Below are 25092 nucleotides of genomic sequence, written 5' to 3' on the forward strand. Positions count from 1 at the left end.
CGCTGAGCGTTATCCATCGGGTGTGATGACCGCCGTGGTCAGACGCGACGTGCAACACAGGCGGTCGTCGGGACCGTAGATGTCGATTTGCCACACCTGATGTCGTTTACCGACGTGCAGCGCGCGGCAGATGCCTCTAACTTCACCTTCGCCGACGCCCCGCAGGTGATTGGCGTTAATTTCCACCCCCACCACCTGCTGGTCGTCCTGCGAGCACAGATAGCCCGCAACGGACCCCAATGATTCCGCCAGCGTGACAGAAGCCCCGCCATGCAGTCGACCGAACGGTTGTCGCGTCCGTTCATCCACCGGCATGACGCCCTCCAGCGTATCGTCGGTCATGCGGGTAAACCGGATGCCGAGATGCCCCACCATGCAATGGGCCGACCGCTGATTAAGCTGTTCCAGATCGCACTCTCGTTTCCACAACCTCATACTAGCTCCAACAACGCCTGTAAGGGATGTTTGAAGGACTGTCCTTCCATCCGTTTCATCTGACTGCGGCAGGAATATCCGGTTGTCAGACAGCGCTGTGGCGGCAGTTTATGCACTGCAGGCTGCCAGGACAGCGCATAGATCTTCTTGGAGTTATCCAGGTTGGGCGCTTCATGTCCATACGTTCCCGCCATCCCACAGCAACCGACGCTGACGTTTTCCAATTTGGCGCCGAATCGGGCGAAGATGCGGCGCCATTGCTGGGTGCTCGTTGGCAGCGCGGTCGCTTCCGTACAGTGGCCGAACAGATACCACGGTTCGCCCGCCTCGTCTCTGTCCGTGCCGTCCGGCAAGGCGTTCACTAGCCACTCGTGCACCAGTTGTACCTTGAAGTCGCCGCGTCGGTCGCCCAGCGCTTCTTGATATTCGTCGCGATAACACAGCACCAGCGCCGGATCGACGCCCACCATCGGTAGCCCGAGGGCCGCCACGCGGTTAAGAAAATCCGCGGTTTTACTCGCTGTTCGGGCGAAACGGGTTAGAAAACCTTTGATATGCTGCGCCTTGCCATTCGGCGAGAACGGCACCAGCNCCGGTTTGAAATGCAGCTTTTCCACCAGCTTGACGAAATCCGCCACGACTTTCGCGTCGTAATAGCTGGTGAACGGGTCCTGCACTATCAGCACATAGTCGGCACGCGCCCGTGGGGACAGCTGTTCCAGCTGTTCCAGCGTGGTCGTCATCGCGGGATGGCCCGCAAACTGTTGCCGCAACGACGGGGAGGATAACAGCGGGAGATCGACCATGCCGATAAATTTGCGGCTCAACTCGCCGACCCACGGCTGTTTGAGGAAAAAGTTGAAGGTTTTGGGCGCTCTCGCCATCAGCGGCGCATAGCTCTCCACGCCAGCGACTAGGTAGTCCCGCGCCGGTCGCAAGTAACGCGTATGGTAGAGTTGTAAAAAGCGCGAGCGGAAACTCGGCACGTCGATTTTAATCGGGCACTGCGTCGAGCAGGCCTTACAGGCCAGACAGCCCGACATCGCCTCTTTCACTTCATGCGAAAAATCATAGTCTCCCTTGCGCGCCTGCCAGGTGTGGCGTGTCTTCTGCACCAAGGTGCGGAAACTGATGCGCCGCTCCGACAGACTGTTTTCCAGCGCCAGCGGATCCACGCCCTGCTCCGTTAACAGCCGCAGCCACTCGCGCACCAGCGACGCGCGGCCTTTGGGGGAATGGATGCGATTACCGGTCACCTTCATCGACGGACACATCGGGCTGCGTGCATCAAAGTTAAAACACAGACCGTTGCCGTTACATTCCATCGCGCCGCGAAAAGAAGTGCGAACCGCCAGAGGAATGCGACGATCGTAGGTGCCGCGTTTCACCGCATCGACCTTCATCATCGGCGCGTCGACATCGATGGGCGCACAAATTTTTCCCGGATTGAGGCGGTTTTGCGGATCAAAGGCGCTTTTGACGCGACGCAGCTCTTCATACAGTTCCGGGCCAAAAAAGGCGGGGCTATACTCGGCGCGAAATCCCTTGCCATGTTCTCCCCAGAGCAGACCGCCGTATTTGGCGGTTAACGCCACAATCTGATCCGACAGCTGCTTCATCAGCATCTCCTGCTGCGGATCGCACATATCCAGCGCCGGACGGACGTGCAGTACCCCGGCATCCACATGGCCGAACATGCCGTAGCTCAGCTGATGGCTATCCAGCAGCGCGCGGAACTCCGCAATGTAGTCCGCCAGATGCTGGGGAGGAACGCAGGTATCCTCGGCAAACGGGATGGGTTTGGCCTGCCCTTTGCTGTTGCCCAGCAAACCAACCGCCTTTTTACGCATGCCATAAATTCGCTCGATACCAGCGAGGTCGTGACAGAGCTGATACCCGATCACGCCCTTCTCCCGCTTCGCCAACAGAGCATCAAGCCGCTGACACAATGACCCGACGCGCTCATCGATCAGAGCTTCATCATCCCCGGCAAATTCGACGATATTTAGCCCCAGCATTTCCTGACCGGGAACGTCGGTAATCAATTCACTGACCGAATGCCAGACGATATCCTCTCGCGCCAAATTCAGCACTTTGGAGTCCACCGTCTCCACGGATAAGGCTTGCGCATCCACCATAAACGGCGCGTTGCGCAGTGCGGAGTCGAACGAGTCGTACTTGATATTCACCAGCCGCCGGATTTTCGGCAACGGCGTGATATCCAGTTTGGCTTCGGTGATAAAAGCCAGAGATCCTTCCGACCCGGTCAAAATACGCGTGAGATCGAAGGTCTGCAGATCGTCGCTGAATACATGACGCAAATCGTACCCGGTAAGGAATCGATTCAGCTTGGGAAACTTGTCGACGATGAGATGGCGCTGCTCGCGGCAGCGGTTGAGTACGGTGTCGTATATCCGCCCGACCGGCGACGGTTCCTCAGCCAGTTGTTCGGCCAAAGTCACCGGCATGGGCTGCGTGTCCAGCATTTCGCCGCCTAACAGCACGGCCCGTAAACCGAGTACGTGGTCAGACGTTTTGCCGTACATCAGAGAGCCCTGACCGGAAGCGTCCGTGTTAATCATCCCGCCCAGCGTGGCGCGATTGCTGGTCGACAGCTCCGGCGCAAAAAAATAGCCGAACGGTTTCAGATACTGGTTAAGCTGGTCTTTGATGACGCCGGCTTCAACGCGTACCCACCCTTGCTCAGGATTGATTTCCAGAATCCGATTCATGTAGCGCGACATATCGACCACGATGCCCCGATTCAGGGCCTGTCCGTTGGTGCCGGTGCCGCCGCCGCGCGGCGTGAACGTGAGTGACGAGAATGCCGCTTCGCCCGCCAGCCGCGCTAGAAGCGCCACATCGGCGGTCGAACGAGGAAAAACCACGGCATCCGGCAACAGTTGATAAATGCTGTTGTCGGTCGCCATTGTCAGTCGGTCTGCATAGTGGGTGGCGGTATCGCCGGTGAATCCGTGTTGTTTTAACGCTTCCAAAAAGTCGAGCACCGGCTGAACGAGGCCAGGCGCCTGAGTGATCTGTGGGATCATTGTAGTTGACCCTGTCTGTAGAATAGTGTTTGCAAAACAGTGATAGAATTAGAGGCGTGACGCTTCTTTATCCCGGCGCCGCACAATTTTTGTTTTATCACATTTCATGCCGTGGCGCGCCTACGGAACGATAAAAACTTAAGGGGAACACGCCCTGTTCGGCGCAAGGCGTGGGATCAAGACTCACCACCCTGGCCGCAGTAAATGCAGCATCTGGGCTTTTTTACCGCTATTATCTTTCCCGCTGACAAAGTCTATCGTCAGTCGATAAGACATTCGCTCAAGAGGTAATAATCGTTGATGGAACACTCTCAGTCACCCCGTTTCGACCTAGCTACAATGCTGTTCACGCTTATGTTCATTGCCGTAATGATCATTGCCTGCTTTTGGGTTATCCAGCCCTTTATTCTGGGTTTTGCCTGGGCGAGCATGGTGGTTATCGCTACTTGGCCGCTGCTGGTCCGCCTGCAGAAACTGCTCTGGGGCCGTCGGTCGCTGGCTGTCGTCGCCATGACGCTGCTTCTGATTCTACTATTTGTCATCCCCACCTCTATTCTGGTAAGCAGCGTGATCGATAACTCTTCGACGTTGATCGGCTGGGCGTCTTCTCAGGAGCGCATGGCGCCGCCCACGCTGGAGTGGCTTAAATCCGTTCCTATGGTGGGCGACAAACTCTATAGCAGCTGGCAGACGCTTATTCACAGCGGAGGCAGCGCCCTGATGTCGAAGGTTCAGCCTTATGTCGGGAAAACGGCGACCTGGGTCGTGGCGCAGGCCGCGCACGTTGGCCGTTTCTTGATGCATTGCGCCCTGATGGTGCTGTTCAGCGTCTTGCTGTACAGCAAAGGCGATCGAGTGGCCTTCGGCGTTCGCCGCCTTGCCATTCGTTTAGGGCAGGAACGCGGCGATGCGGCGGTGATCCTGGCCGCGCAGGCCATCCGCGCCGTGGCGCTGGGCGTGGTCGTCACGGCTATTGTCCAATCCGTGCTCGGCGGGATCGGCCTGACGATCGCCGGCATCCCCTATACGACGCTGCTCACCGTTCTGATGTTCCTGAGCTGCGTCGCGCAGCTCGGTCCACTGCCGGTGCTGGTCCCCGCCATCATCTGGCTGTACTGGACTGGCGATACGACCTGGGGAACCGTGCTGTTGGTATGGAGCGGCGTCGTCGCTACGCTGGATAACGTCATCAGACCAATCCTAATCCGGATGGGCGCCGATCTGCCGCTACTACTGATCCTGTCCGGGGTCATCGGCGGCCTGCTGGCCTTCGGCATGATCGGACTTTTCATTGGGCCGGTCGTGTTGGCGGTTTCCTACCGCCTGCTCTCCGCCTGGATGCAGGACACCCCGGAGCCGCCATCACTGTCAGACGTGCACGTCGATCCTAAAAGCACCCAACTATAACCCGCCGACGTTTCCTTATCCGATGACATTCTCCAAGGCAGTTTCTGCCTTGGAGAACAGGAAACAATTAAGAAAAGCTTACCTATTTAAGACAACTCCGATTTAACCCTAATGACGGGCATTCTGTAAATCCTTACACATAAGGAGATATCAGCAAGAGAACTGTGTAACTAAAAAAAATCGTTAAAAAACAATTAACCATTAGGATGATTCTTAATGACGGATCCGGCACGAGTTCATACTATGGATAACGAAGCTAGTGTTTAAATCACATCTGTCCGGAGGTTTCTCCTCGTCAGAGCCAGTAACGAATTGCTGTGTGTAGTCTTTGCCCATCCCCTGTGATGGGCTTTTTTTTTGGCTGCGAATTATTCCTGGTGATAGCGCCCTTCGCCCCACAAAAAAACGCGCGTGACAACCAAGGTTGACCACGCGCGTTTCCTCTATCGTGACGCTCTAAATGACAAAGCAATAAGAAACAGTATCGCGATTACCGTATCGGACCGATGACCCTCTGTTAGCGGATTTCCGCGAGACTCAGCCAGGTTTGCACTACGGTATCCGGATTCAACGACAGGCTGTCGATGCCTTGATCCATCAACCAGGCGGCGAAGTCTTCATGATCTGACGGCCCTTGTCCGCAGATGCCGACGTATTTGCCCTGCGCTTTAGCGGCTTTGATCGCCATTGCCAGCAATATTTTTACCGATTCATTGCGTTCATCGAACAACGCCGATACCACGCCGGAGTCACGATCCAAGCCCAACGTCAGCTGCGTCATATCGTTCGAACCGATGGAAAATCCATCAAAGTGCCGCAGGAACGCTTCAGCCTGCAACGCGTTGGACGGAATTTCACACATCATGATGATTTTCAGCCCTTTGTCGCCACGACGTAATCCTTGCGCCGCCAGCTCCGCCACCACCGCTTCCGCCTGTTCAACGGTGCGAACAAACGGGATCATGATTTCGACGTTGGTTAGCCCCATCACATCGCGCACCCGTTTGACCGCTTCACATTCCAGCGCAAAACAGTCACAGAAGTCAGGCGAGACATAACGGCCTGCGCCACGGAAACCCAGCATGGGGTTCTCTTCGTCCGGCTCATACCGCTCGCCACCAACCAGGTTGGCATATTCGTTGGATTTGAAGTCAGACAGCCGCACGATAACGCGCTTCGGCCAGAAGGCGCTGGCGAGCGTGGCAATACCCTCTTTTAGACGTTCGATGTAAAACTCGACCGGGTCGTCGTAGCCCTGCATCAGACTTTTAATCTCCTGCTGTAGTTGCGGCGTCTGCTGGTCAAACTCCAGCAGCGCGCGCGGATGCACACCGATCATGCGATTGATGATGAATTCGAGCCGCGCCAGCCCTACGCCGTCATTAGGCAAGCAGGCGAAGTCAAAGGCGCGATCCGGGTTGCCTACGTTCATCATGATTTTGAGCGGCAAAGTCGGCATGGCGTCCACTGGCGAGCTTTTCACCGTGAAGTCCAACAGATCCTGATAGACGTAGCCGGTGTCGCCCTCCGCACAGGAGACGGTCACCTTCTGCCCATTACCGAGTCGCTCCGTCGCATCACCGCAGCCTACGACGGCCGGGATCCCCAGCTCACGGGCGATAATCGCCGCATGACAGGTACGCCCACCCCGGTTGGTCACGATAGCCGCGGCCTTTTTCATAATCGGTTCCCAATCGGGATCGGTCATGTCCGTTACCAGCACATCGCCCGCATTAACCAGATGCATTTCATTGATGTCATTGATGTTTTTGACTTCACCCGCGCCAATGCGATGCCCGATAGCCCGGCCCTCAACCAGCACTTCGCCGCTGGCGGGCAGGTGATAGCGCTCCATGACCTGACCATTCGAGCGCACGGTTTCCGGCCGCGCCTGCACAATGTAGAGACGACCGGTGTGACCGTCTTTCGCCCACTCGATATCCATCGGTCGGGCGTAGTGTTTTTCAATCAGCAGCGCCTGATGCGCCAGCGCCTGTACTTCTTCGTCGGTTAAGCAGAAACGGTCGCGCTGCGTCTCCGGAACGTCCTCGATACTGACCTGTTTGCCATGCTCTTGACTGGGGGCATACACCATGCGGATCTTCTTCGACCCCATGTTGCGGCGCACTATCGCAGGATTGCCCTTCAGCAGCATCGGTTTGTGGACGTAGAACTCATCCGGGTTGACCGCGCCTTGTACCACCATTTCACCTAGTCCCCAGGCCGCAGTGATGAAGACCACCTGATCGAACCCGGATTCGGTGTCCAGCGTAAACATGACGCCGGACGCCGCCAGATCGGAACGCACCATACGCTGGATCCCGGCGGACAGCGCGACTCCGCGGTGATCGTAGCCCTGATGTACACGGTAAGAAATGGCGCGGTCGTTGAACAGCGAGGCGAATACATGTTTGACCGCCGTCAACACGGCATCGTAGCCCTGTACGTTGAGGAATGTCTCTTGCTGACCGGCGAAGGAAGCATCGGGCATGTCTTCGGCGGTGGCCGACGAACGGACGGCGAAGGAAGCGTCTGGATCGTCCCCTGATAGCTGCTGATAGGCATCGCGTATCGCTTGTTCCAACGCAGGCTGGAATGGCGTATCGACAATCCATTGACGAATTTGGACGCCGGCTTTGGCCAGCTGGTTGACATCGTCAATGTCGGTTTTATCCAGCAGCGCGTAAATCCGCTGGTTGATGCCACTCTGTGTCAAAAAATCATTGAACGCCTGAGCGGTTGTCGCGAAGCCATTGGGGACTTCCACGCCCAGCGATGACAGGTTGGTGATCATCTCACCCAGAGAGGCGTTCTTGCCGCCTACCCGCTCCACGTCATGCATACCGAGTTGGTCGTACCACAAGACATTACGCTTATCTGTACCGTTGTTGGACATCGAAATTATCCTTCTGCATACAATGTAGGGTATGGAAGCACTGCTGCTGAAACCTCAGCTTTTTCGAGCGTAGCATAGCGTTTTGTAAAGCTGGGAAAGGTGAATCGATCAACCTAGTGAAAAAAAATTGTCGCCTCTGATTCACATTGCGCGGCCGGGAAAAAACATCAATAGTGAGCGGGTTTGCCCACTTAATCAGAAAGATATGCCCCGCCTTGGTTCTGGATGCCGATACTACGTTTGGACCGCTCCGGAGCCTATCGCCTTGAGGAGTCCCTGTGGAACGAAGCGTCTTTTATGTCTCCGACGGTACCGCCATTACAGCCCAGGTGCTGGGGCATGCCGTGCTCTCGCAGTTTCCCGTCGATGTCACCAGCTATACCCTGCCGTTTGTCGAAAGTTCCAGCCGTGCCAACGCCGTCCGGGAGCAGATCAATGCGATTTATCAACAGAGCGGCGTGCGCCCGCTGGTGTTCTACTCTATCGTGACGCCGGCGGTCCGAGACATCATCGTCAGCAGCGAGGGCTTCTGTCAGGATATCGTTCAAGCCTTGGTCGCGCCGCTACAGCAGGAGTTGAATATCGAACCAAGCCCGGTGGCGAACCGGACCCACGGACTCACGGCCGACAACCTGATAAAATACGATGCCCGCATTGCCGCTATCGATTACACGCTTGCGCACGACGACGGCATCTCGCTGCGCAATCTCGATCAGGCTCAGGTCATCTTGCTGGGCGTTTCACGCTGCGGAAAAACGCCCACCAGCCTGTATCTGGCGATGCAGTTCGGCATCCGCGCCGCCAACTACCCGTTCATCGCCGAAGATCTGGACAACCTCAACCTGCGGTTGCCCGAGGCGCTGCGGCCGTACCACGATAAACTGTTCGGTCTGACCATCGATCCAGAACGGCTGGCCGCCATTCGCGAAGAGCGGCGCGGCAATAGCCATTATGCGTCGTTACGACAGTGTCGGCTGGAGCTACGGGAAGTCGAGGCGCTTTACCGGCGTTATCAGATCAAATACATCAATACGACCAACTACTCCGTGGAAGAGATTTCCGCTCGGATCATCGATATCCTGGGCATGAGCAGGCGCATGTACTAGTTCAAAGGTACGATGGGTGGTAGACTTCTCCGCATCGTGCTGGATGGAGGCGAACCAAAGCGTTAAGCACAAGTGCTTCTGCTCCGCTTGAACCTATCAGCGCCTCCTTTCCCTTTTACTGAGAATGCTTTCATGCCCCAAACTGACGAACTCCGCAGCTCACGCCTTGATACGCTGATAACGCCGGAACAACTGATCGGCGCGCTTCCCTTGACGCCCGACGTCGCCGAAACCGTGACGACGGCGAGATCCAACATCGAAAATATTCTATCCGGACGCGACCCGCGTCTGCTTGTCATCATCGGCCCCTGCTCCCTCCACGATCCGGAAAGCGCTCTGGCGTACGCACGACGGTTAGCCGAACTTCGCACGCGCCATCAACATCGATTGGAAATCGTGATGCGGGCTTATTTTGAGAAACCGCGCACGGTGGTGGGATGGAAGGGATTAATCGCAGACCCGGATCTGAACGGCAGTTTTCAGGTCAATAAAGGCTTAACACTCGCCCGTCAACTGCTGCTGGAGATCAACAAGCTGGGCCTGCCGGCCGCCACCGAATTTCTGGATATCGTCACCGGCCAGTATATTGCCGATCTGATTAGCTGGGGCGCCATCGGGGCACGCACGACGGAGAGCCAGATTCATCGGGAAATGGCGTCGGCGCTATCTTGCCCGGTCGGGTTCAAGAACGGAACGGACGGCAACATTCGCATTGCGATTGATGCAATCCGCTCCGCTCAGGCGTCTCACATGTTTCTGTCGCCGGATAAACAAGGCCGGATGTCGGTCTACCGTTCATCGGGAAATCCGTATGGCCACATGATTATGCGCGGCGGGAAAACGCCCAACTACCATGCCGAAGATGTGGCGCAAGCTTGCCAGCAGTTGGCGTCGTTTTCTCTGACGCCGCGGCTTATCATCGACTGTAGTCACGGCAACTGTCAGAAGCAGCACCGGCGACAGAGTGATGTGGCACTCTCGGTTTGTGGGCAAATCGCCGAGGGAACCACGGCTATCGCGGGGGTGATGATAGAGAGTTTTCTGGTGGAAGGCGCTCAGCCCTCGCTCAATCCGGCCTCCTTGACGTTCGGCCAGTCTATTACGGACCCCTGTTTAGGCTGGGAAGACAGCGAGCGCGTACTGGCTCAGTTGGCGGAGGCGGTGAGCCACCGGTTGTAATTCGTCGCCGGAATCCGCGTGACAAGAATCACGCTGCACGACCACGTCGGAACCGCCATAAAAAAACCTCCGCAGCAAGGCGGAGGCGGTTCCTTTTCATTAGCTAAGGCAGCGCTAAGCTGCTACTGCCCTATCTTCCATGGCCTGTCGCCACCCTCCCAACCAGTAAGACCGAGCATTGATCGATTGATAGGGGCAAAGCTCCTTGGGTCGACCAGAAATACCTGCTTGATAACCGCGTGAATGCGCCCGTTCAAGGCGATCTCGTTTCTGTCTCTTCATGCCTCATTTCCCTCATACGAGTCTGGTGGAAAGAATGGTGATTACTTTATGAGCAACCACATTTAAGGAATAGCGATTCCTGGTCTGAAGATCAAGTCGCAATATTCACGCCATCGTCATATTTGTGAGCCAATATCGGAATCTTTTACCTGGAGGCGGGAACGGTTCACGGTAACCGTTTGAGGGGAAAACAAAACCGCTGATTGCCTCTGTTGATACAAGAAATCGACATTCAGCGGTCTATTTTATAACCAATCAGGACAGAGCGGCAGCCTGACGAACAATGGACTGAGCCACCTGCTGCCAGCCTTCGGCCAGCGTTTTCACCAGCGCATCGTAGCCGTCTTCAGACTGCGGCAACGTGACGTTGAACGGCTGAGTAATAATGCGATCCTGATAACGCAGCGTCCAGGCGCCGCGAATCACCGCACTACCATCGTATCGGCCCTGGAAGGCGGATACGGTGATATCCAGCGTCGCCCGATCGCCATCCGGCTCACGGTTCACTACCCCCCATGAAGGCAGCCCCTGCTGCAGCGTCGCTATCAACGACTGCTGCAATTGCTGGTCCAGCGGGCTGGCCCAGAGGTTGTTGCTGGCGATGGTGTACCGGACGTCGGACGTCTGATACACAATCCCGCTGTTCGACAGCGAGTCGGCCAGCGCAACCCCACGCACCCACAGGNGGGGCGCGGAGGCTGGGGTGACGGAAGCCGTGGCTTTATCGGCCTCCGACGGCAGCTGATAGTAAACCTTGTGTGAATCGCTGCTGCACGCCCCAAGCAGCAGCACTAACGCCAATGTCCATCGTTTCATCATGATTTATTTCGCCTTCTTCGGTTGCGGATCCTGACCACCCGATGCTTCAAACACCAGCGCATTACTCTTGCCGTTCAGGGTGCGCAGCAGCGGCTGCAGNTCACGCAATACCTGATCTAACCGCTGCATATCGTTCACCATCTTGTTATAGGCGGGAGAACCCGGCTGGNAGCCTTGCATGCTACGATTCAGCTCACGCAGCGTACGCTGCATATCCTGAGGCAGTTCCTGCATCGTTTTGTTGCCGGTGATCTGGTTCAGCGACGCCAGCGTTTTCTGCAGCTCGCGCAACGTCGCCTGACTTTCAGCCAGCGTTTGCGTGGCCTGCGATACCATTGGCGTCAACGGCAAACCGTTCNCCTTATCCAATACCGTCATCAATTTTTGCTGGATTTGCGATAGCCCGCCGCTGACCGTCGGCAAGACTTCATAGCCGTCGACCTTGACCATCGACACCGGACGCCCCTTCAACTGCGGGTAAAAGTCCAGATCGATATACAGCGCGCCAGTCAGGATATTGGCCGTCTTCATAGAGGCACGCAGCCCCAGCGCCGGCGCTTCCTTGATTTCCTGTTCCAGATTCAACTGATCCCAGACGTGCGCCTGCAAACGGTCTGGTTCGATACGGATCATGACCGGAATGCGGTAGTCATTCGTCAAACTCTGCTTGATCTCGTGCGGGAAGAACGGAACCTGCGACACGGTACCCAAACGGATGCCGCGGAACTCAACCGGGGCTCCCGGCTGCAAACCGCGTACGGACTCGTCGAAGAACACCAGATACTCCTTGAATCGGGTATACAGCGTATCCTGAATGCTGCGCTGGCTGTCGTAGAGCCGGTATTCGGCGTGTTCCTTCGCCGGATCGCCCAATTCCCAGCCGCTCGGCACGTCGAAGCTCACGCCGCCGTTTAGCAATGTCGCCAGCGAGCCCATCTCGACGCGCATCCCCTGCGCAGAAAGATCGAGCGCGACGCCACTATCTTTCCAGAAGCGAACGTTGCTGGTCACCAGCGAGTTGTAGGGTGCGTTAATGAACAGCTGGTAGCTCATTTTTCGTTCCGCAGGATCAAAGTGGCTGGTTTCCACCGAGCCAACGCGATAACCGCGGAACAGCACCGGATCGCCCGCATTCAACTGGCCGGCGCGTTCGCTGGTCAGCGACACGCGAATCCCTTTGGCATCCGGAGACGCCAACGGCGGACTGTCTAATAGTTTAAAATCTCGGCTTTCATCCTTATTGGAACCGGGCTGCAACTGAATAAACGACCCTGACAGCAGCGTCCCGAGTCCGGAAATCCCCTCTCGTCCAACCTGAGCCTTGACCACCCAGAACACCGAATCGGTGCTCAGCAGATGATCCATGTCGTTATTCAAACGCGCTTTGATCTCAACCTGATGGAGGTCTTTACTCAACACCACGCTTTCCACCACGCCGACGTTGACGCTGCGGCTCTTGATGGGCGTTTTCCCCGCCTCAATGCCGTCTGCCGTCTGTGCCGTCAGCGTAATTTCCGGCCCCTGATGGCTGAAGTGATAAAACAGGATCCAGGCGCCGATCAGCAACGTGACGATGGGCACAATCCAGACCGGAGACCAGCGCTTAAGCGATTCAATCTCCGCGGCGCTGTGGTTATTTTTCGTCAATGGAAAACTCCTCTCACTCACGGTTGTAACGATCCCACAACAGGCGGGGATCAAACATAATAGCGGCAAGCATGGTCAGAAGAACCACCGCGGCAAACAGCACTGCGCCGATTTCAGGATACACGCTCATAAAACGGCCGACGCGAACTAACGCGGACAGCACGGCAATCACGAACACATCAATCATGGACCAACGCCCCACGAATTCCACCACTTCGTAGACCAGATGCATCCGCTCGGTATCGTGACGGCTTTTGCCCTGCGTACACCAGCAAAGCCAGCCGAGCGCGATCATCTTCAGCGTCGGCACCATGATGCTGGCGATAAATATCACCAGGGCCACCGGATAGGAACCGGAGCCCCACAGCAAGACAACGCCGGACATAATCGTCGAATCCATTCTATTGCCCAGCGCTTCCGTCACCATGATGGGCAACATATTAGCCGGGATGTAGAGCATCAGCGAGGTGACCAGCAGCGCCAGCGTCCACTGCAGGCTATGACGCCGACGCAGATGTCCATGCGTGTGGCAACGCGGGCACACCTGCACATCCGCCGGGAGCACTGCCGTACAGCAGTTGCACGAGCGCACGCCCTGCGCAATCCCGCTGCGCCCTGTTTCCAGCGTATCCGGCACCGCCGGCGCGGGCGTGACGTCGTGCCACAAACGCCGGCGGTCAAGACTCTGAAAAGCCAGCAGTTGCAGAAGACAAAACAGGACATAGGGAATAAAGCTGATGCCGATGCCGATGCTGCCGTAAGCCATCAGTTTGACGAAACTTACCAGCACACCGGCCAGAAAGATTTCCGGCATACCCCAGCTTTTCAGTTGGAACAGAATTCGCGCCAGCAGCCGGGTGAGTCCAAGATTCATCCGGATATGCCCGCACAGCCCAATGATGATGAGCATGCAGCTGGCGGGAATACACTGCACGAATAGCATGAACAGCGTCGCGACGCTGGCATAGTTCTCATCCACCATGACTTTGGGGATTTCCAGCAAAGTGACTTCACTGGTGATCCCCGCCACCTGCATGGAGACGAAGGGAAACAGCGCAGACAGAAACAGCATCACCAGCGCGCTGATGGCGAAACTCACCGATCGCCAGCGCGCTTCAGGACGATGGCTCGTCAGCAGCGTATTGCATCGCGGGCATACCGCCCGCTGACCTGGCCGTAAGTCAGGAAGCTCGACCAGCAGGTCGCACTGCGGGCACAACATTTTACCCTCCGCAGAGTGGGAGTGGGTGCACATCAATAACCTCCTGTTGCCAGCCAACTAGGCAGCCGCGAGGCGGGCTTGCCTGACGTCAAAAGCTACGCGTTGCCGTTTTGCAAAGACTCAAGCTCTTCCCAGCGGGCAAAGCTGGTTTCCAGACGCTGTTCCGCCGACGCTAACGCATCCAGCACCGGCTGCGTTTCCTCATGAGGTCGTGAGAAAAACGATGGGTCGTTCATCTGCGCCTGCAGCGAAGCGATCTCACGCTCAAACTCTTCCAACTGCTGAGGCAACTGCGCCAGTTCACGCTGTTGGTTGTAGCTGAGCTTCACCGTGGCGGCCGGTTTGGCCGGCCGCGATACGGCGGGCGCAGACTTGGACTCGACGGGAGCAGAAGTCGCCGTCGCGCGCAGCGGAGTAGCCACTGAACGCTGCTGCTGTGCGTCATAGTAACCGCCGACGTACTGGCCGATAACGCCGTTGCCTTCGAAAATCCAGCATTCCGTTACCGAGTTGTCGACGAACTGACGGTCATGGCTGACCAGCAATACCGTGCCCTGGTAGCTGTCGAGCAGCTCTTCGAGTAGCTCCAGCGTTTCCACATCCAGGTCGTTGGTCGGTTCATCGAGAATCAACAGGTTGCTCGGCTTCAAAAATAGCCGCGCCAACAGCAGGCGATTTCGTTCTCCGCCGGACAACGCCTTCACCGGCGTCATCGCCCGTTTAGGGTGGAACAGGAAGTCCTGCAAATAGCCGAGCACGTGGCGAGAGCGGCCGTTGACCATCACTTCCTGCTTGCCTTCAGCCAGGTTGTCCATCACCGTCCGCTCCGGATCCAATTCGGCTCGATGCTGATCGAAGTAAGCCACTTCCAGCTTTGTCCCACAATGGATGCGGCCGCTATCTGGCTTCAACTGGCCCAGCATCAGCTTCAACAGCGTGGTTTTACCGCAGCCGTTAGGCCCGACCAACGCGATTTTATCGCCGCGCTGAACCTGGGCGGAGAAGTTGTTCAGCAGGACTTTGCCGCCGACCTGATAGCTGGCGTTTTCCAGTTCAAAGACGATTTTGCCGGATCGCGCCGCCTCTTCCACCTGCATTTGGGCCGATCCCATCACTTCGCGACGTTGAGTACGTTCCTGACGCAAGGCCTTCAGCGCTCGCACACGGCCTTCGTTACGGGTGCGGCGAGCCTTGATGCCCTGACGGATCCAAACCTCTTCCTGCGCCAGTTTGCGGTCGAATTCCGCGTTCTGCAGTTCTTCCACTCGCAGGGCCTCTTCCTTGCCCGCCAGATACTTATCATAGTCGCCCGGCCAGGAAACGAGTTTGCCGCGGTCTAAATCAACGATGCGGGTCGCCATATTGCGAATGAAAGAACGGTCATGAGAAATGAAAATGATGCTGCCCTGAAACGATTTCAGGAACCCTTCCAGCCAGTCGATGGTTTCGATGTCCAAATGGTTCGTTGGTTCGTCCAGCAGCAATACCCGAGGAGCGCTAACCAGCGCCCGGCCCAACGCGGCCTTGCGCAACCAACCGCCGGACAGGGACGACAGCGGCGTGTCTGCGGTCAGGCCCAGCTGTTCCAGCACGGCGTTGATGCGATCTTCCAGTTTCCAGAGACCCTGATGGTCCAGCACTTCCTGGACTTTAGCCAGTTGATTCAAGTTTCGTTCGCTAGGATCGGTTTCGACCAGCCGCAGCGCGGCGTGATATGCCTTCAGATGCTCCGCCTGCTCCGCGACGCCCTCCGCCACAAAGTCGAAAACGCTGCCGGCCACGTTGCGCGGCGGGTCCTGCTGCAATCGGGCGACAATCAGGTCCTGCTCGAAGATAAGACGCCCATCGTCCAGAGGGATCTCCTTTGCAAGGATTTTCAACAGCGTGGATTTTCCGGCGCCGTTACGACCGACCAGACAGACACGCTCGTTGTCTTCGATATGCAGCTCAGTATTGTCCAGCAGCGGCGCATCGCTGAATGAAAGCCAGGCGCCCGATAAACTGATTAATGACATGTAATTACTTTTCCTCTCCGGCATGCTTCAGCAGCCAGCAGTTGTGAATCTGACGATTGCGGGCGAAATCCTGCGATTGGGTACGTGCAGTAATATCCTGTGCATCCAGCCCCAGCGCGGCGAGGCCTTCCATATCCATCTGAAAGCCCCGTTTGTTGTTGGAAAACATGATGGTACCGCCGCGTTTTAACAGGCGCTTCAAATCTTTCATCAGCATCAGATGATCCCGCTGCACGTCAAACGTGGCTTCCATGCGTTTAGAGTTGGAGAACGTCGGCGGATCGATGAAAATCACGTCGAACTGTTCGTTGGACTGGCTCAACCAGCTCAGGCAATCCGCCTGGATCAGTCGGTGATGACGTCCCGTGAGACCATTGGCGCGCAGGTTCTTCTCCGCCCATTCCAGATAGGTACGCGACATATCCACCGTGGTCGTACTGCGTGCGCCGCCGATGCCTGCGTGAACGCTAGCCGTCCCGGTATAGGCGAACAGGTTGAGGAAATCTTTTCCCTGACTCAGTTCGCCCAGCATTTTGCGGGCGACGCGGTGGTCCAGGAACAGACCGGTATCCAGATAGTCGGTCAGATTGACCCACAGTCTAGCGTTGTACTCGTCCACCAGCAGGAACTCGCCTTTTTGGGCGAGCTTCTCATACTGATTTTTCCCTTTTTGCCGTTCACGCGTCTTAAGGATCAGCTGATTAGTCGGCACGCCCAGCACGCTGAGTGTGGCATTGATGACGTCGAACAAACGCTGACGGGCTTTTTGGGCATCCACCGTCTTCGGCGGCGCGTACTCCTGCACCACCACCCAACTGCCGTAACGGTCAACGGCGACGTTGTATTCCGGCAAATCGGCGTCGTAAACGCGATAGCATTCAATCCCCTGCTGTTTAGCCCATTTGTCCAGCTTGCGCAGGTTTTTCTTCAGTCGGTTGGCAAAATCATCCGCTGGCGCGCTTACGTTTTCAGCGCTGTTCGCCGCCAGCTGGTAATTTTTCTGCACACAGTCCAGCGGGCCGTTTTTGGCTTTGAACTGGCGGTCGGCGCGCAGTTGTAAACAGCTCAGCAGCTCCGGCGAAGCGCTGAAAAGAGACAGCTGCCAGCCGCCGAACGACGCTTTCATAATCCGCCCCAGCATATTGTGCAGCGCGATCAGGGCTGGTTCGCTTTCCAGACGCTCGCCGTAAGGCGGGTTGCTGAGCACCGTCCCGGTAGGGCCTTCCGGCAGCGGATTTTTAAGCTGAATGGCGTCGCAGACATCGAAACGAATCAAATCACTGACACCGGCGCGGCGGGCGTTGGCGCGAGCAATGTCGATCACCCGGCGATCGTTATCCGAGCCGAAGAAACGGGACGCGGTAGCCTGCATCCCGGCGCGGGCGCGCTGTTGCGCTTCGGTAGTCACCTCTTTCCACAGCGTGGGATCAAACTGCTGCCAAGCCAGGAATCCCCAGTGATGGCGATGCAAGCCCGGCGCGCGATCGGCGGCGATCATGGCCGCTTCGATCAATAACGTCCCGGAGCCGCACATGGGATCGACCATCGGCGTGCCGTTTTCCCAGCCGGAACGCAGCACGATAGCGGCAGCCAGATTTTCTTTGAGGGGCGCCTGACCGGCCAGCTCGCGATAGCCTCGCATATGTAGGCCGTCGCCGCTGAGATCGATCGCCACGCTGGCTTTCTCTCGCTGCAGAAAAACGTTGATGCGAATATCCGGCTGCTGTTTGGCAACGTCGGGACGTTGACCGGTACGGCGGGTGAAGCTGTCGACGATGGCGTCTTTCACTTTCAATGCGCCGTACTGGCTATTACGGATTTCGTCGTTAGTGCCGCTGAAATGGACGGCAAAGGTTTTATCGACGCTGAAAATGGTCGACCAATCCACGGCTTGAACGCCCAGATAGAGGTCCAAATCGCTGTAGACGTTGAATTCGTTGAGCGGAAGCAGAATGCGGGACGCCAGGCGGCTCCACATCAGGCTTTGGTACACCAGGCGATCGTCTCCCTGAAAATGCACGCCCCCCTGCACGACTGCGCAATCCTGAGCGCCCAGCGTCTCAAGTTCGCTTTTTAATAATTCTTCCAAACCACGCGCCGTGCTGGCAAACAGAGAGTTCATAGAGCAGATATCACCTTAAAGAAAATTGAGGCGCATTATAGCTAATCCCCACCGGTTGTCATAATGCACCGCAGCCGACCGAAGCCATTATGGTCTTAGCTATGTCGGGTCGGGCGGAAACGATCCTTGAATATCACGATGCTTATACGATAGATGACGACGCCGCGCCCCTGCAACGCGGGCTGGTGTGGCTTGGACGATAAGCTGTCGGTAAAGGGACCTTCGGGTTGCGGTTGGTCGGAATATCCCGGAACAAGCCACACAAAACGTCTATTAAAGAGGCGATGCGCGGTCATCATTTGACGTCTAAACCGTCGTCATATCAGTTACATCGACAAGTCAGGCCAATGTAAAACGCGCGATAAAACATAGGAAGTCTGGGAAAGACGTGATGAGGACTAACAAAAACTTGCCGTTAACGACGAGAGGGGAACGGGTCAGTCACTCCCGAAGTCTGTGCAAATACCCGCACGGCCGACGCCGGTTCTGTGTAGCCGNCTCCGTAACCAGCGGAGTCAACCTACACAGGCATACTGGGACGAATCGCTGTCGATATCGTCAACCGCGGCTGTCGGCAACAGGCGGTCGTGCATGATTTTGATGGGATCGCCAAGTTGCAGCATTTTAGCATTCAGCATCAGTTGGCTTTGCGCCACTAAACACAGGCTGGCTTTCTCGCCCTCTTCCACCACCAACAGGGTGGCGTCTTCATCGCGATCGACGAGTTGAACGGTGACGATGTCACCTGTCGTCGGGCGGTAGCCCTCACCTGATTGCGGCGCGAAGTGCCAGCTTTTGGGCATTAGCGGTTTCATAAAGCGATTCGCCNCCAGCGCGTTTAATACCAGTTCGGCTTTTTCCGCCTGTGGGAGGGGTATTCCCTGACACTTTTCCTGATAGGTAAAAAATAACGCGGCGTCATCGACGCAAAACGCGCTTTCCCTAAAAGCATCCGGGGTTAACATCGACATAGGATAACGGGAACGAAATAACATGCCATCCGCCAGATCCAACATCAGACGCTGCTGTTCGTTGTCAAAATACCAACGCCAATTATCGTCAGGTTTTAATTTCATCGTGATACCTTCATTCTTCCTTTTGCGCTGCCTGCGATATTTAACGCCTGCAAATTTAACCCGTAGAGAACTCGAGTGCGTTATTTTTATACAGCACGAAAAATATAGACTAGCCGGGAGCATAAATAAACCCCCGGCTATGAATGAAGATGAAAAAATTAGATATGATTGACGATATCTTTAATTAGGCCCGGTCCGCGGAAAATAAACCCGCTGTAAATTTGCACCAGCGTCGCACCCGCCGCCATTTTTTCCCGTGCAGCCATAAGAGAGTCAATACCCCCCACTCCGATAATAGGTAGACGACCGCTTAATTCCTGAGATAAACGACGTATCACTTCGGTGCTGAGCAGTTGTAATGGACGACCGCTCAATCCCCCGGTCTGACCGCTGTGATTCAACCCTTGGATCAATTGACGATCCAGCGTGGTATTCGTTGCAATCACGCCATCAATATTATATCGCACCAGACTATCTGCAATTTGGATCAATTCTTCCTCTGAAAGATCCGGCGCTATTTTCACCGCCACAGGGACATATTTTTGATGTTTGGCTTCCAGCTCCGCCTGTTTATTTTTTACCGCTTGTAACAAATCATCCAGGGCTTCACCGTACTGAAGCGTCCGTAATTCAGGCGTATTTGGCGATGAAATATTAATGGCTATATAACCTGCATGGGCATATATCTTCTCCATACAGATTAGGTAGTCATCCTTTCCATTCTCGACCGGCGTGTCTTTATTCTTGCCGATATTGATCCCTAATATGCCGCCGAAATGGGATTTCTTGACGTTCTCCACCAGATTATCCACCCCGAGATTATTAAATCCCATGCGGTTAATTAATCCTTCGGCTTCGATCAAACGAAATAAGCGCGGCTTATCATTTCCCGGCTGAGGACGCGGCGTCACTGTCCCGACTTCAATGAAGCCAAATCCCATAGCCCCCAACGCGTCCACGCACTCGCCGTCTTTATCCAGCCCGGCGGCAAGCCCCAACGGGTTTTTAAACGACAGCCCCATGCAGGTCACAGGTTTGGTGGGAACAGACTGACGGACGAGAAATTCTAACGGAGTATGGCTGATACGACGCAACTGCTGAAAGGTAAACTCATGCGCGCGCTCTGGGTCGAGCTGGAATAACGCTTTACGAATAAGGGGGTACATGGACTCTCCTGGATTCCCGGTTGCAGACCGGGGCGATATTATCGGCTATCCGTCCCAGAAAGGGAATTGACCTGTGACAAAAAAGGCCTAGCCGGTCGCGGCGGAACGCCATAGCACCGGCAATGTTATGCACTTACAGTCTTTCGATTCCATAATAAATCATTTAATGGAATAAGCCTGTGTCTGCCAGACTGACCGCATGTTGCCTAATGGTAAGAGTTGCTAACAATACGTTAGAAGGAGTGCATATGCGCGTTATCACTTTAGCAGGGAGTCCTCGCTACCCGTCACGTTCCACCGCGCTTCTGCAGCATGCGAACAAGTGGCTGACGGCCAAGGGCGTGGAAGTCCTACCCTGGCATCTACACAATTTTCCTCCGGAAGATCTCCTCAATGCCCGCTTCGACAGTCCTGCGCTACAAACGCTCAACGAGCAGTTGTCCACCGCCGATGGCGTGATCATCGCCACCCCGATTTACAAGGCCTCGTTCACCGGGGGCCTGAAAGCCCTGCTGGACGTCCTGCCCGAGCGGGCTTTAGCGCATAAGGCCGTACTGCCGATCGCCACCGGCGGGTCGCTCGCGCACATGCTTGCGGTCGACTATAGCCTACTGCCGGTACTCAACGCGCTGAAGGCTCAAGAGATCCTCCAAAGCGTCTTCGCCGACGACAGCCAGATCCGCGATTACGACCGCACCCCAGAATTCTCTAGCGCGCTGCAAGAACGGCTTCAGGAAGCGTTGGAGAACCTGTTTCAGGCGCTCCTGAGACGTCAGCACTATCCCCAACTGCAACATAGCGCATAGGATCTCAGCATGTTTTCATGGTTGAAACGTCAATCGCCCTGGCTGATGGTCGGCACGCTGGGGCTGGCTTCCATCACCTTCGCGGCCGAGAATCCGCCTCAGCTACGCATCGGTTACCAAAAAGGCTCGGNCAGTCTGTTGCTCGCAAAGACGCATCAGTTGCTGGAAACGCGTTTTCCAGATACTGCCATTCGCTGGATTGAGTTTCCCGCCGGGCCGCAGCTGCTGGAAGCGCTGAACGTGGGCAGCATCGATGTCGGCAGTACCGGCGATACGCCCCCAATATTCGCTCAGGCTGCCGGTGCGGACCTGCTCTACATTGGCGTCGAGCCTCCGAAGCCCAAAGCTGAAGTCATTTTGGTCGCCGCCAACAGTCCGGTCAAAGACGTCGCAGATCTGAAAGGTAAAAAAGTGGCGTTCCAGAAAGGGTCCAGTTCGCACAATCTGGTGCTGCGCGCCCTTCAACAAGCGGGGCTTTCATTCAGCGATATTCAGCCCGCTTACCTGACGCCAGCCGACGCTCGCGCCGCATTTCAACAGGGAAATGTGGATGCGTGGGCGATCTGGGATCCGTACTATTCCGCCGCCCTGTTGCACGGCGACGTTCGCGTGTTGACCGACGGCAGCCATCTGAATCAGACCGGCGCGTTTTATCTGGCGTCCCGTCACTACGCGGAGCGCAACGGCGCTTTTATCCGGCAGGTATTGGATGTGCTGACGGAAGCAGAAAAATTGACGGTCAGCGAACGCCCGCAGAGCACTGACCTGCTGGCTAACGCGATAGGGCTTCCACACGCGGTGATCGCCAGCTATCTGGATCATCGCCCGGTGACCGTGATCCGCCCTTTGGATCAACGCGTCATCAGCGCACAGCAGGAAACGGCGGATCTGTTCTATCAAAATCGTCTGATCCCGATGCCGATTACGATCTCATCCCAGGTCTGGCACGCCCCTTCCGAATAATTAAATCGACTGGAGACACGTCATGAGCCTCAATATTTTCTGGTTTCTCCCCACACACGGCGACGGTCACTACCTCGGCAGCGGTGAGTCGGCACGTCCCGTGGATTACCGCTATCTTCAACAAATTGCCCAGGCTACGGATCAACTCGGTTTCGGCGGCGTGTTGATCCCGACCGGCCGCTCCTGCGAGGACTCTTGGTTAGTCGCGTCATCGCTCGTTCCCGTGACTCAGCGGCTGCGCTTTCTGGTCGCGCTACGCCCCGGCGTCATTTCTCCTACCTTGGCCGCCCGTCAAGCGGCGACGCTGGACCGCCTGTCCAATGGACGCGCGCTTTTCAATCTGGTGACCGGCGGCGATCCGGACGAGCTGGCCGCCGAAGGTCTGTTTCTTAATCACGAGGAGCGTTATGAAGCGTCCGCCGAATTTACCCACATCTGGCGACGGGTGCTGGAAGGCGAAACTGTCGATTTCGACGGCAAGCACCTTCAGGTTAAAGGCGCGCGGCTGATTTTCCCGCCCGTGCAACAACCCAGGCCGCCATTGTACTTCGGCGGATCGTCCAATGCCGCGCAGGATCTGGCGGCGGAGCAAGTGGAGCTGTACCTCACCTGGGGAGAGCCACCAGCACAGGTCAAAGAGAAAATCGATCAGGTGCGCGCCAAAGCGGCGGCGCAAGGGCGCACGGTGCGTTTCGGCATTCGCCTGCACGTGATTGTGCGGGAAACCAACCGTGAGGCCTGGCAGGCGGCGGATCGACTCATCTCTCAACTGGACGACGACACTATCGCCAAGGCGCAGCAAGCGCTGAGACGTTACGATTCCGTCGGCCAGCAACGCATGCTCGCCTTACACGGCGGTAAACGCGACAAACTGGAGGTCAGCCCCAATCTTTGGGCAGGCGTGGGATTGGTGCGCGGCGGCGCGGGGACGGCGCTGGTGGGCGACCCCGAGACGGNCGCAGAGCGCGTTCAGGAGTATGCGGACCTCGGCATCGACACGTTTGTTCTGTCCGGCTACCCGCATCTGGAAGAGGCGTATCGCGTGGCGGAACTGCTGTTTCCCCATCTGGACGTCGCCGTTCCCGACGTGCCAGCGCCGCGACCGCTACCGGCTCTGGGCGAAGTCATCGGCAATAACTATGTGCCGCTTCAGGCCGCGCAAAGCTAAGGAGCGCCCATGAAATCGCTATGGCGACAAGCGGCTTATCGACTTACGCCCTGGGCGCTGCCGCTCCTGCTGGTGATCGTCTGGCAGGTTGCATCGCAAACCGGCTGGCTGTCCACCCGGATCCTGCCTTCTCCCGAAGCCATTGTCGCCGCATTTTGGCGGCTGACCGTCAGCGGCGAGCTAGGGCAACATCTGGCGATTAGCACCGGGCGCGCGTTGCTCGGCTTCGCTATCGGCGGCTCGCTGGGGCTGCTGCTCGGTTTCATTTCCGGGCTTTCCCACACGGGCGAACGTTTACTCGATACCTCCGTGCAGATGCTGCGCAATATTCCACATTTAGCGCTGATCCCACTAGTGATTCTGTGGTTCGGGATCGAAGAAAGCGCCAAGATCTTTTTAGTCGCCTTGGGCACGCTTTTTCCTATTTATCTCAACACCTATCACGGCATCCGTAACCTCGACCGTGGTTTGCTGGAGATGGCGCGCAGCTACGGCCTTTCGGGGTTTAGCCTGTTCCGACAGGTTGTGCTGCCCGGTGCGCTCCCCTCCATAATGGTGGGCGTTCGGTTCGCGCTTGGGCTGATGTGGCTGACGCTGATCGTGGCGGAAACCATTTCGGCCAGTTCGGGAATTGGTTATCTGGCGATGAATGCGCGGGAGNTTCTCCAGACCGATGTCGTCGTGGTCGCCATTATTCTTTATGCCTGCCTGGGCAAACTCGCCGATGTCAGCACCATGTTGCTGGAGCGCATCTGGCTACGCTGGCATCCCGCCTATCAACCTAAGGAGGAACCTGCATGAAGCTTACCTCGCTCTCCTCGCCGGCGCGCCTTAACGCGGGTATGCCATTATTGATCAATGGCATTAGCAAACGTTACGGTCGGCGTACCATCCTGCAGGATATCCAGTTGCATATCCCCGCGGGTCAGTTTGTCGCCGTCGTGGGCCGCAGCGGCTGCGGCAAAAGCACCCTGCTGCGCCTGCTCGCCGGACTGGAAACGGTTTCGTCCGGAGAATTGCTGGCAGGCAGCGCACCGTTAAGCCAGTCCCGAGCGGATACCCGACTGATGTTTCAGGAGGCACGCCTGCTTCCCTGGAAAAAAGTGATTGATAATGTGGCCTTGGGGCTGCGCGGTGAATGGCGATCCGCCGCGCAGGATGCGCTGGCGGCCGTTGGACTGGCCTCTCGTGCAAACGAATGGCCGGCCGCGCTGTCCGGCGGACAAAAACAGCGTGTGGCGCTGGCCCGCGCATTGATCCATCGGCCCGGTTTGCTGCTGCTGGATGAACCGCTGGGAGCGCTGGATGCGTTAACGCGCATCGAGATGCAGGGGCTGATCGAATCGCTCTGGCTGCAACAAGGTTTCACGGTGCTATTAGTCACCCATGACGTCAGCGAAGCGGTGGCATTGGCGGATCGCGTTATTTTGATTGAAGAAGGTCGAATCGGTCTGGATGTGCTGGTCGATCATCCCCGTCCACGTCGACGCGGCTCGGCGAGATTGGCCGAATTGGAGGCCAGCGTGTTGGAACGGATTCTGACGCCCACGAAGCATGAACACCCTACGTCGTTAACACGGGCGACGTTATGATTTCCATCTATTGAAACAAAAAAACAGCCGCTGCCTCGGACAGGCGAGCGGCTTTAGACCGTTAGTAAAACCGGCTTGCTCTTCATGAGCCGCGATGAGGCTTTTCACCACATCAATGATGTCGGCCGTTGAGGCCTTGCT

Annotated in this window: 19 protein-coding genes and 1 other RNA gene; 9 read left to right on the forward strand and 11 right to left on the reverse strand. The window is 56.6% G+C overall.

Going from position 1 to position 25092, the window contains the following annotated elements; translation table 11 throughout:
• Positions 1 to 9: 9 nt before the first annotated feature.
• Together RZ35_RS07125 and ydiJ are read right to left on the reverse strand one after the other, a co-directional pair.
• Positions 10 to 435: a hotdog fold thioesterase gene (locus RZ35_RS07125; RefSeq protein WP_026742679.1), complete on the reverse strand. Its 426-nt coding sequence runs from the start codon at positions 433 to 435 to the stop codon at positions 10 to 12.
• Positions 432 to 3485, reverse strand: coding sequence for a D-2-hydroxyglutarate dehydrogenase YdiJ (ydiJ, locus tag RZ35_RS07130; RefSeq protein WP_026742680.1), 3054 nt, complete (start codon positions 3483 to 3485; stop codon positions 432 to 434). The genes RZ35_RS07125 and ydiJ overlap by 4 nt, the downstream gene beginning before the upstream one ends.
• A 300-nt stretch (positions 3486 to 3785) precedes the next feature.
• Here ydiJ and ydiK point away from each other — a divergent pair, with 300 nt between their 5' ends.
• A complete protein-coding gene (ydiK, locus tag RZ35_RS07135) occupies positions 3786 to 4892 on the forward strand; it encodes an AI-2E family transporter YdiK (RefSeq protein WP_394296480.1) in 1107 nt (368 codons plus the stop codon).
• 258 nt (positions 4893 to 5150) lie between these two features.
• Positions 5151 to 5252: antisense sRNA RprA (gene rprA, locus RZ35_RS17270), an RNA gene on the forward strand.
• A gap of 157 nt (positions 5253 to 5409) precedes the next feature.
• Here rprA and ppsA read toward each other — a convergent pair.
• A complete protein-coding gene (gene ppsA, locus RZ35_RS07140) occupies positions 5410 to 7788 on the reverse strand; it encodes a phosphoenolpyruvate synthase (RefSeq protein ID WP_026742682.1) in 2379 nt (792 codons plus the stop codon).
• A gap of 278 nt (positions 7789 to 8066) precedes the next feature.
• On the opposite strand from ppsA, the gene ppsR reads away from it, so the two are divergent.
• Together ppsR and RZ35_RS07150 are read left to right on the forward strand one after the other, a co-directional pair.
• The gene (gene ppsR, locus RZ35_RS07145; protein WP_026742683.1) at positions 8067 to 8894 is read left to right on the forward strand and encodes a posphoenolpyruvate synthetase regulatory kinase/phosphorylase PpsR; all 828 of its coding nucleotides are present in this window, start codon (positions 8067 to 8069) and stop codon (positions 8892 to 8894) included.
• 132 nt (positions 8895 to 9026) lie between these two features.
• Positions 9027 to 10073, forward strand: a complete 1047-nt coding sequence (locus tag RZ35_RS07150; protein WP_026742684.1) for a 3-deoxy-7-phosphoheptulonate synthase — start codon at positions 9027 to 9029, stop codon at positions 10071 to 10073.
• A gap of 114 nt (positions 10074 to 10187) precedes the next feature.
• Here the strand turns inward: RZ35_RS07150 and rmf are convergent, their stop codons facing one another.
• The 8 genes from rmf to pyrD all read right to left on the reverse strand — a co-directional run bounded on the left by rmf (position 10188) and on the right by pyrD (position 20422).
• Entirely contained in the window at positions 10188 to 10355 is a 168-nt protein-coding gene (gene rmf, locus RZ35_RS17275) for a ribosome modulation factor (RefSeq protein WP_071999766.1), read from the reverse strand.
• A gap of 255 nt (positions 10356 to 10610) precedes the next feature.
• A complete protein-coding gene (gene pqiC / locus RZ35_RS07155) occupies positions 10611 to 11174 on the reverse strand; it encodes a membrane integrity-associated transporter subunit PqiC (RefSeq protein ID WP_026742685.1) in 564 nt (187 codons plus the stop codon).
• Between the two features lie 3 nt (positions 11175 to 11177).
• The gene (pqiB, locus tag RZ35_RS07160; protein ID WP_026742686.1) at positions 11178 to 12821 is read right to left on the reverse strand and encodes an intermembrane transport protein PqiB; all 1644 of its coding nucleotides are present in this window, start codon (positions 12819 to 12821) and stop codon (positions 11178 to 11180) included.
• Between the two features lie 13 nt (positions 12822 to 12834).
• Positions 12835 to 14076 (reverse strand): membrane integrity-associated transporter subunit PqiA, encoded by a 1242-nt coding sequence (pqiA, locus tag RZ35_RS07165; protein WP_026742687.1) that lies wholly within the window; start codon positions 14074 to 14076, stop codon positions 12835 to 12837.
• A gap of 62 nt (positions 14077 to 14138) precedes the next feature.
• On the reverse strand, positions 14139 to 16058 hold the full coding sequence (locus RZ35_RS07170; RefSeq protein ID WP_026742688.1) for an ABC transporter ATP-binding protein: 1920 nt from the start codon (positions 16056 to 16058) through the stop codon (positions 14139 to 14141).
• Positions 16059 to 16062: 4 nt separating this feature from the next.
• Positions 16063 to 18180, reverse strand: a complete 2118-nt coding sequence (gene rlmKL / locus RZ35_RS07175) for a bifunctional 23S rRNA (guanine(2069)-N(7))-methyltransferase RlmK/23S rRNA (guanine(2445)-N(2))-methyltransferase RlmL (RefSeq protein WP_026742689.1) — start codon at positions 18178 to 18180, stop codon at positions 16063 to 16065.
• A gap of 515 nt (positions 18181 to 18695) precedes the next feature.
• On the reverse strand, positions 18696 to 19256 hold the full coding sequence (locus RZ35_RS07180) for a cell division protein ZapC (protein WP_026742690.1): 561 nt from the start codon (positions 19254 to 19256) through the stop codon (positions 18696 to 18698).
• Positions 19257 to 19414: 158 nt separating this feature from the next.
• A complete protein-coding gene (pyrD, locus tag RZ35_RS07185; protein WP_026742691.1) occupies positions 19415 to 20422 on the reverse strand; it encodes a quinone-dependent dihydroorotate dehydrogenase in 1008 nt (335 codons plus the stop codon).
• 248 nt (positions 20423 to 20670) lie between these two features.
• Between pyrD and ssuE the strand changes: the two genes are divergently transcribed.
• From ssuE to ssuB, 5 genes are all read left to right on the forward strand, one after another.
• Positions 20671 to 21228 carry an NADPH-dependent FMN reductase gene (ssuE, locus tag RZ35_RS07190; RefSeq protein WP_026742692.1) on the forward strand — a complete coding sequence of 186 codons (558 nt, stop codon included), beginning with the start codon at positions 20671 to 20673 and terminating at the stop codon, positions 21226 to 21228.
• A gap of 9 nt (positions 21229 to 21237) precedes the next feature.
• Positions 21238 to 22191: a sulfonate ABC transporter substrate-binding protein gene (locus RZ35_RS07195; RefSeq protein ID WP_026742693.1), complete on the forward strand. Its 954-nt coding sequence runs from the start codon at positions 21238 to 21240 to the stop codon at positions 22189 to 22191.
• A gap of 22 nt (positions 22192 to 22213) precedes the next feature.
• The gene (gene ssuD / locus RZ35_RS07200) at positions 22214 to 23359 is read left to right on the forward strand and encodes an FMNH2-dependent alkanesulfonate monooxygenase (protein WP_026742694.1); all 1146 of its coding nucleotides are present in this window, start codon (positions 22214 to 22216) and stop codon (positions 23357 to 23359) included.
• A 9-nt stretch (positions 23360 to 23368) separates the two neighbouring features.
• The gene (gene ssuC / locus RZ35_RS07205; protein ID WP_026742695.1) at positions 23369 to 24160 is read left to right on the forward strand and encodes an aliphatic sulfonate ABC transporter permease SsuC; all 792 of its coding nucleotides are present in this window, start codon (positions 23369 to 23371) and stop codon (positions 24158 to 24160) included.
• Positions 24157 to 24951 (forward strand): aliphatic sulfonates ABC transporter ATP-binding protein, encoded by a 795-nt coding sequence (gene ssuB, locus RZ35_RS07210; RefSeq protein ID WP_026742696.1) that lies wholly within the window; start codon positions 24157 to 24159, stop codon positions 24949 to 24951. Before ssuC ends, ssuB begins: the two co-directional genes overlap by 4 nt.
• Positions 24952 to 25092: the final 141 nt, after the last annotated feature.

This window comes from Lonsdalea quercina subsp. quercina (assembly GCF_000688655.1).
Classification (GTDB): Bacteria; Pseudomonadota; Gammaproteobacteria; order Enterobacterales; family Enterobacteriaceae; genus Lonsdalea; species Lonsdalea quercina.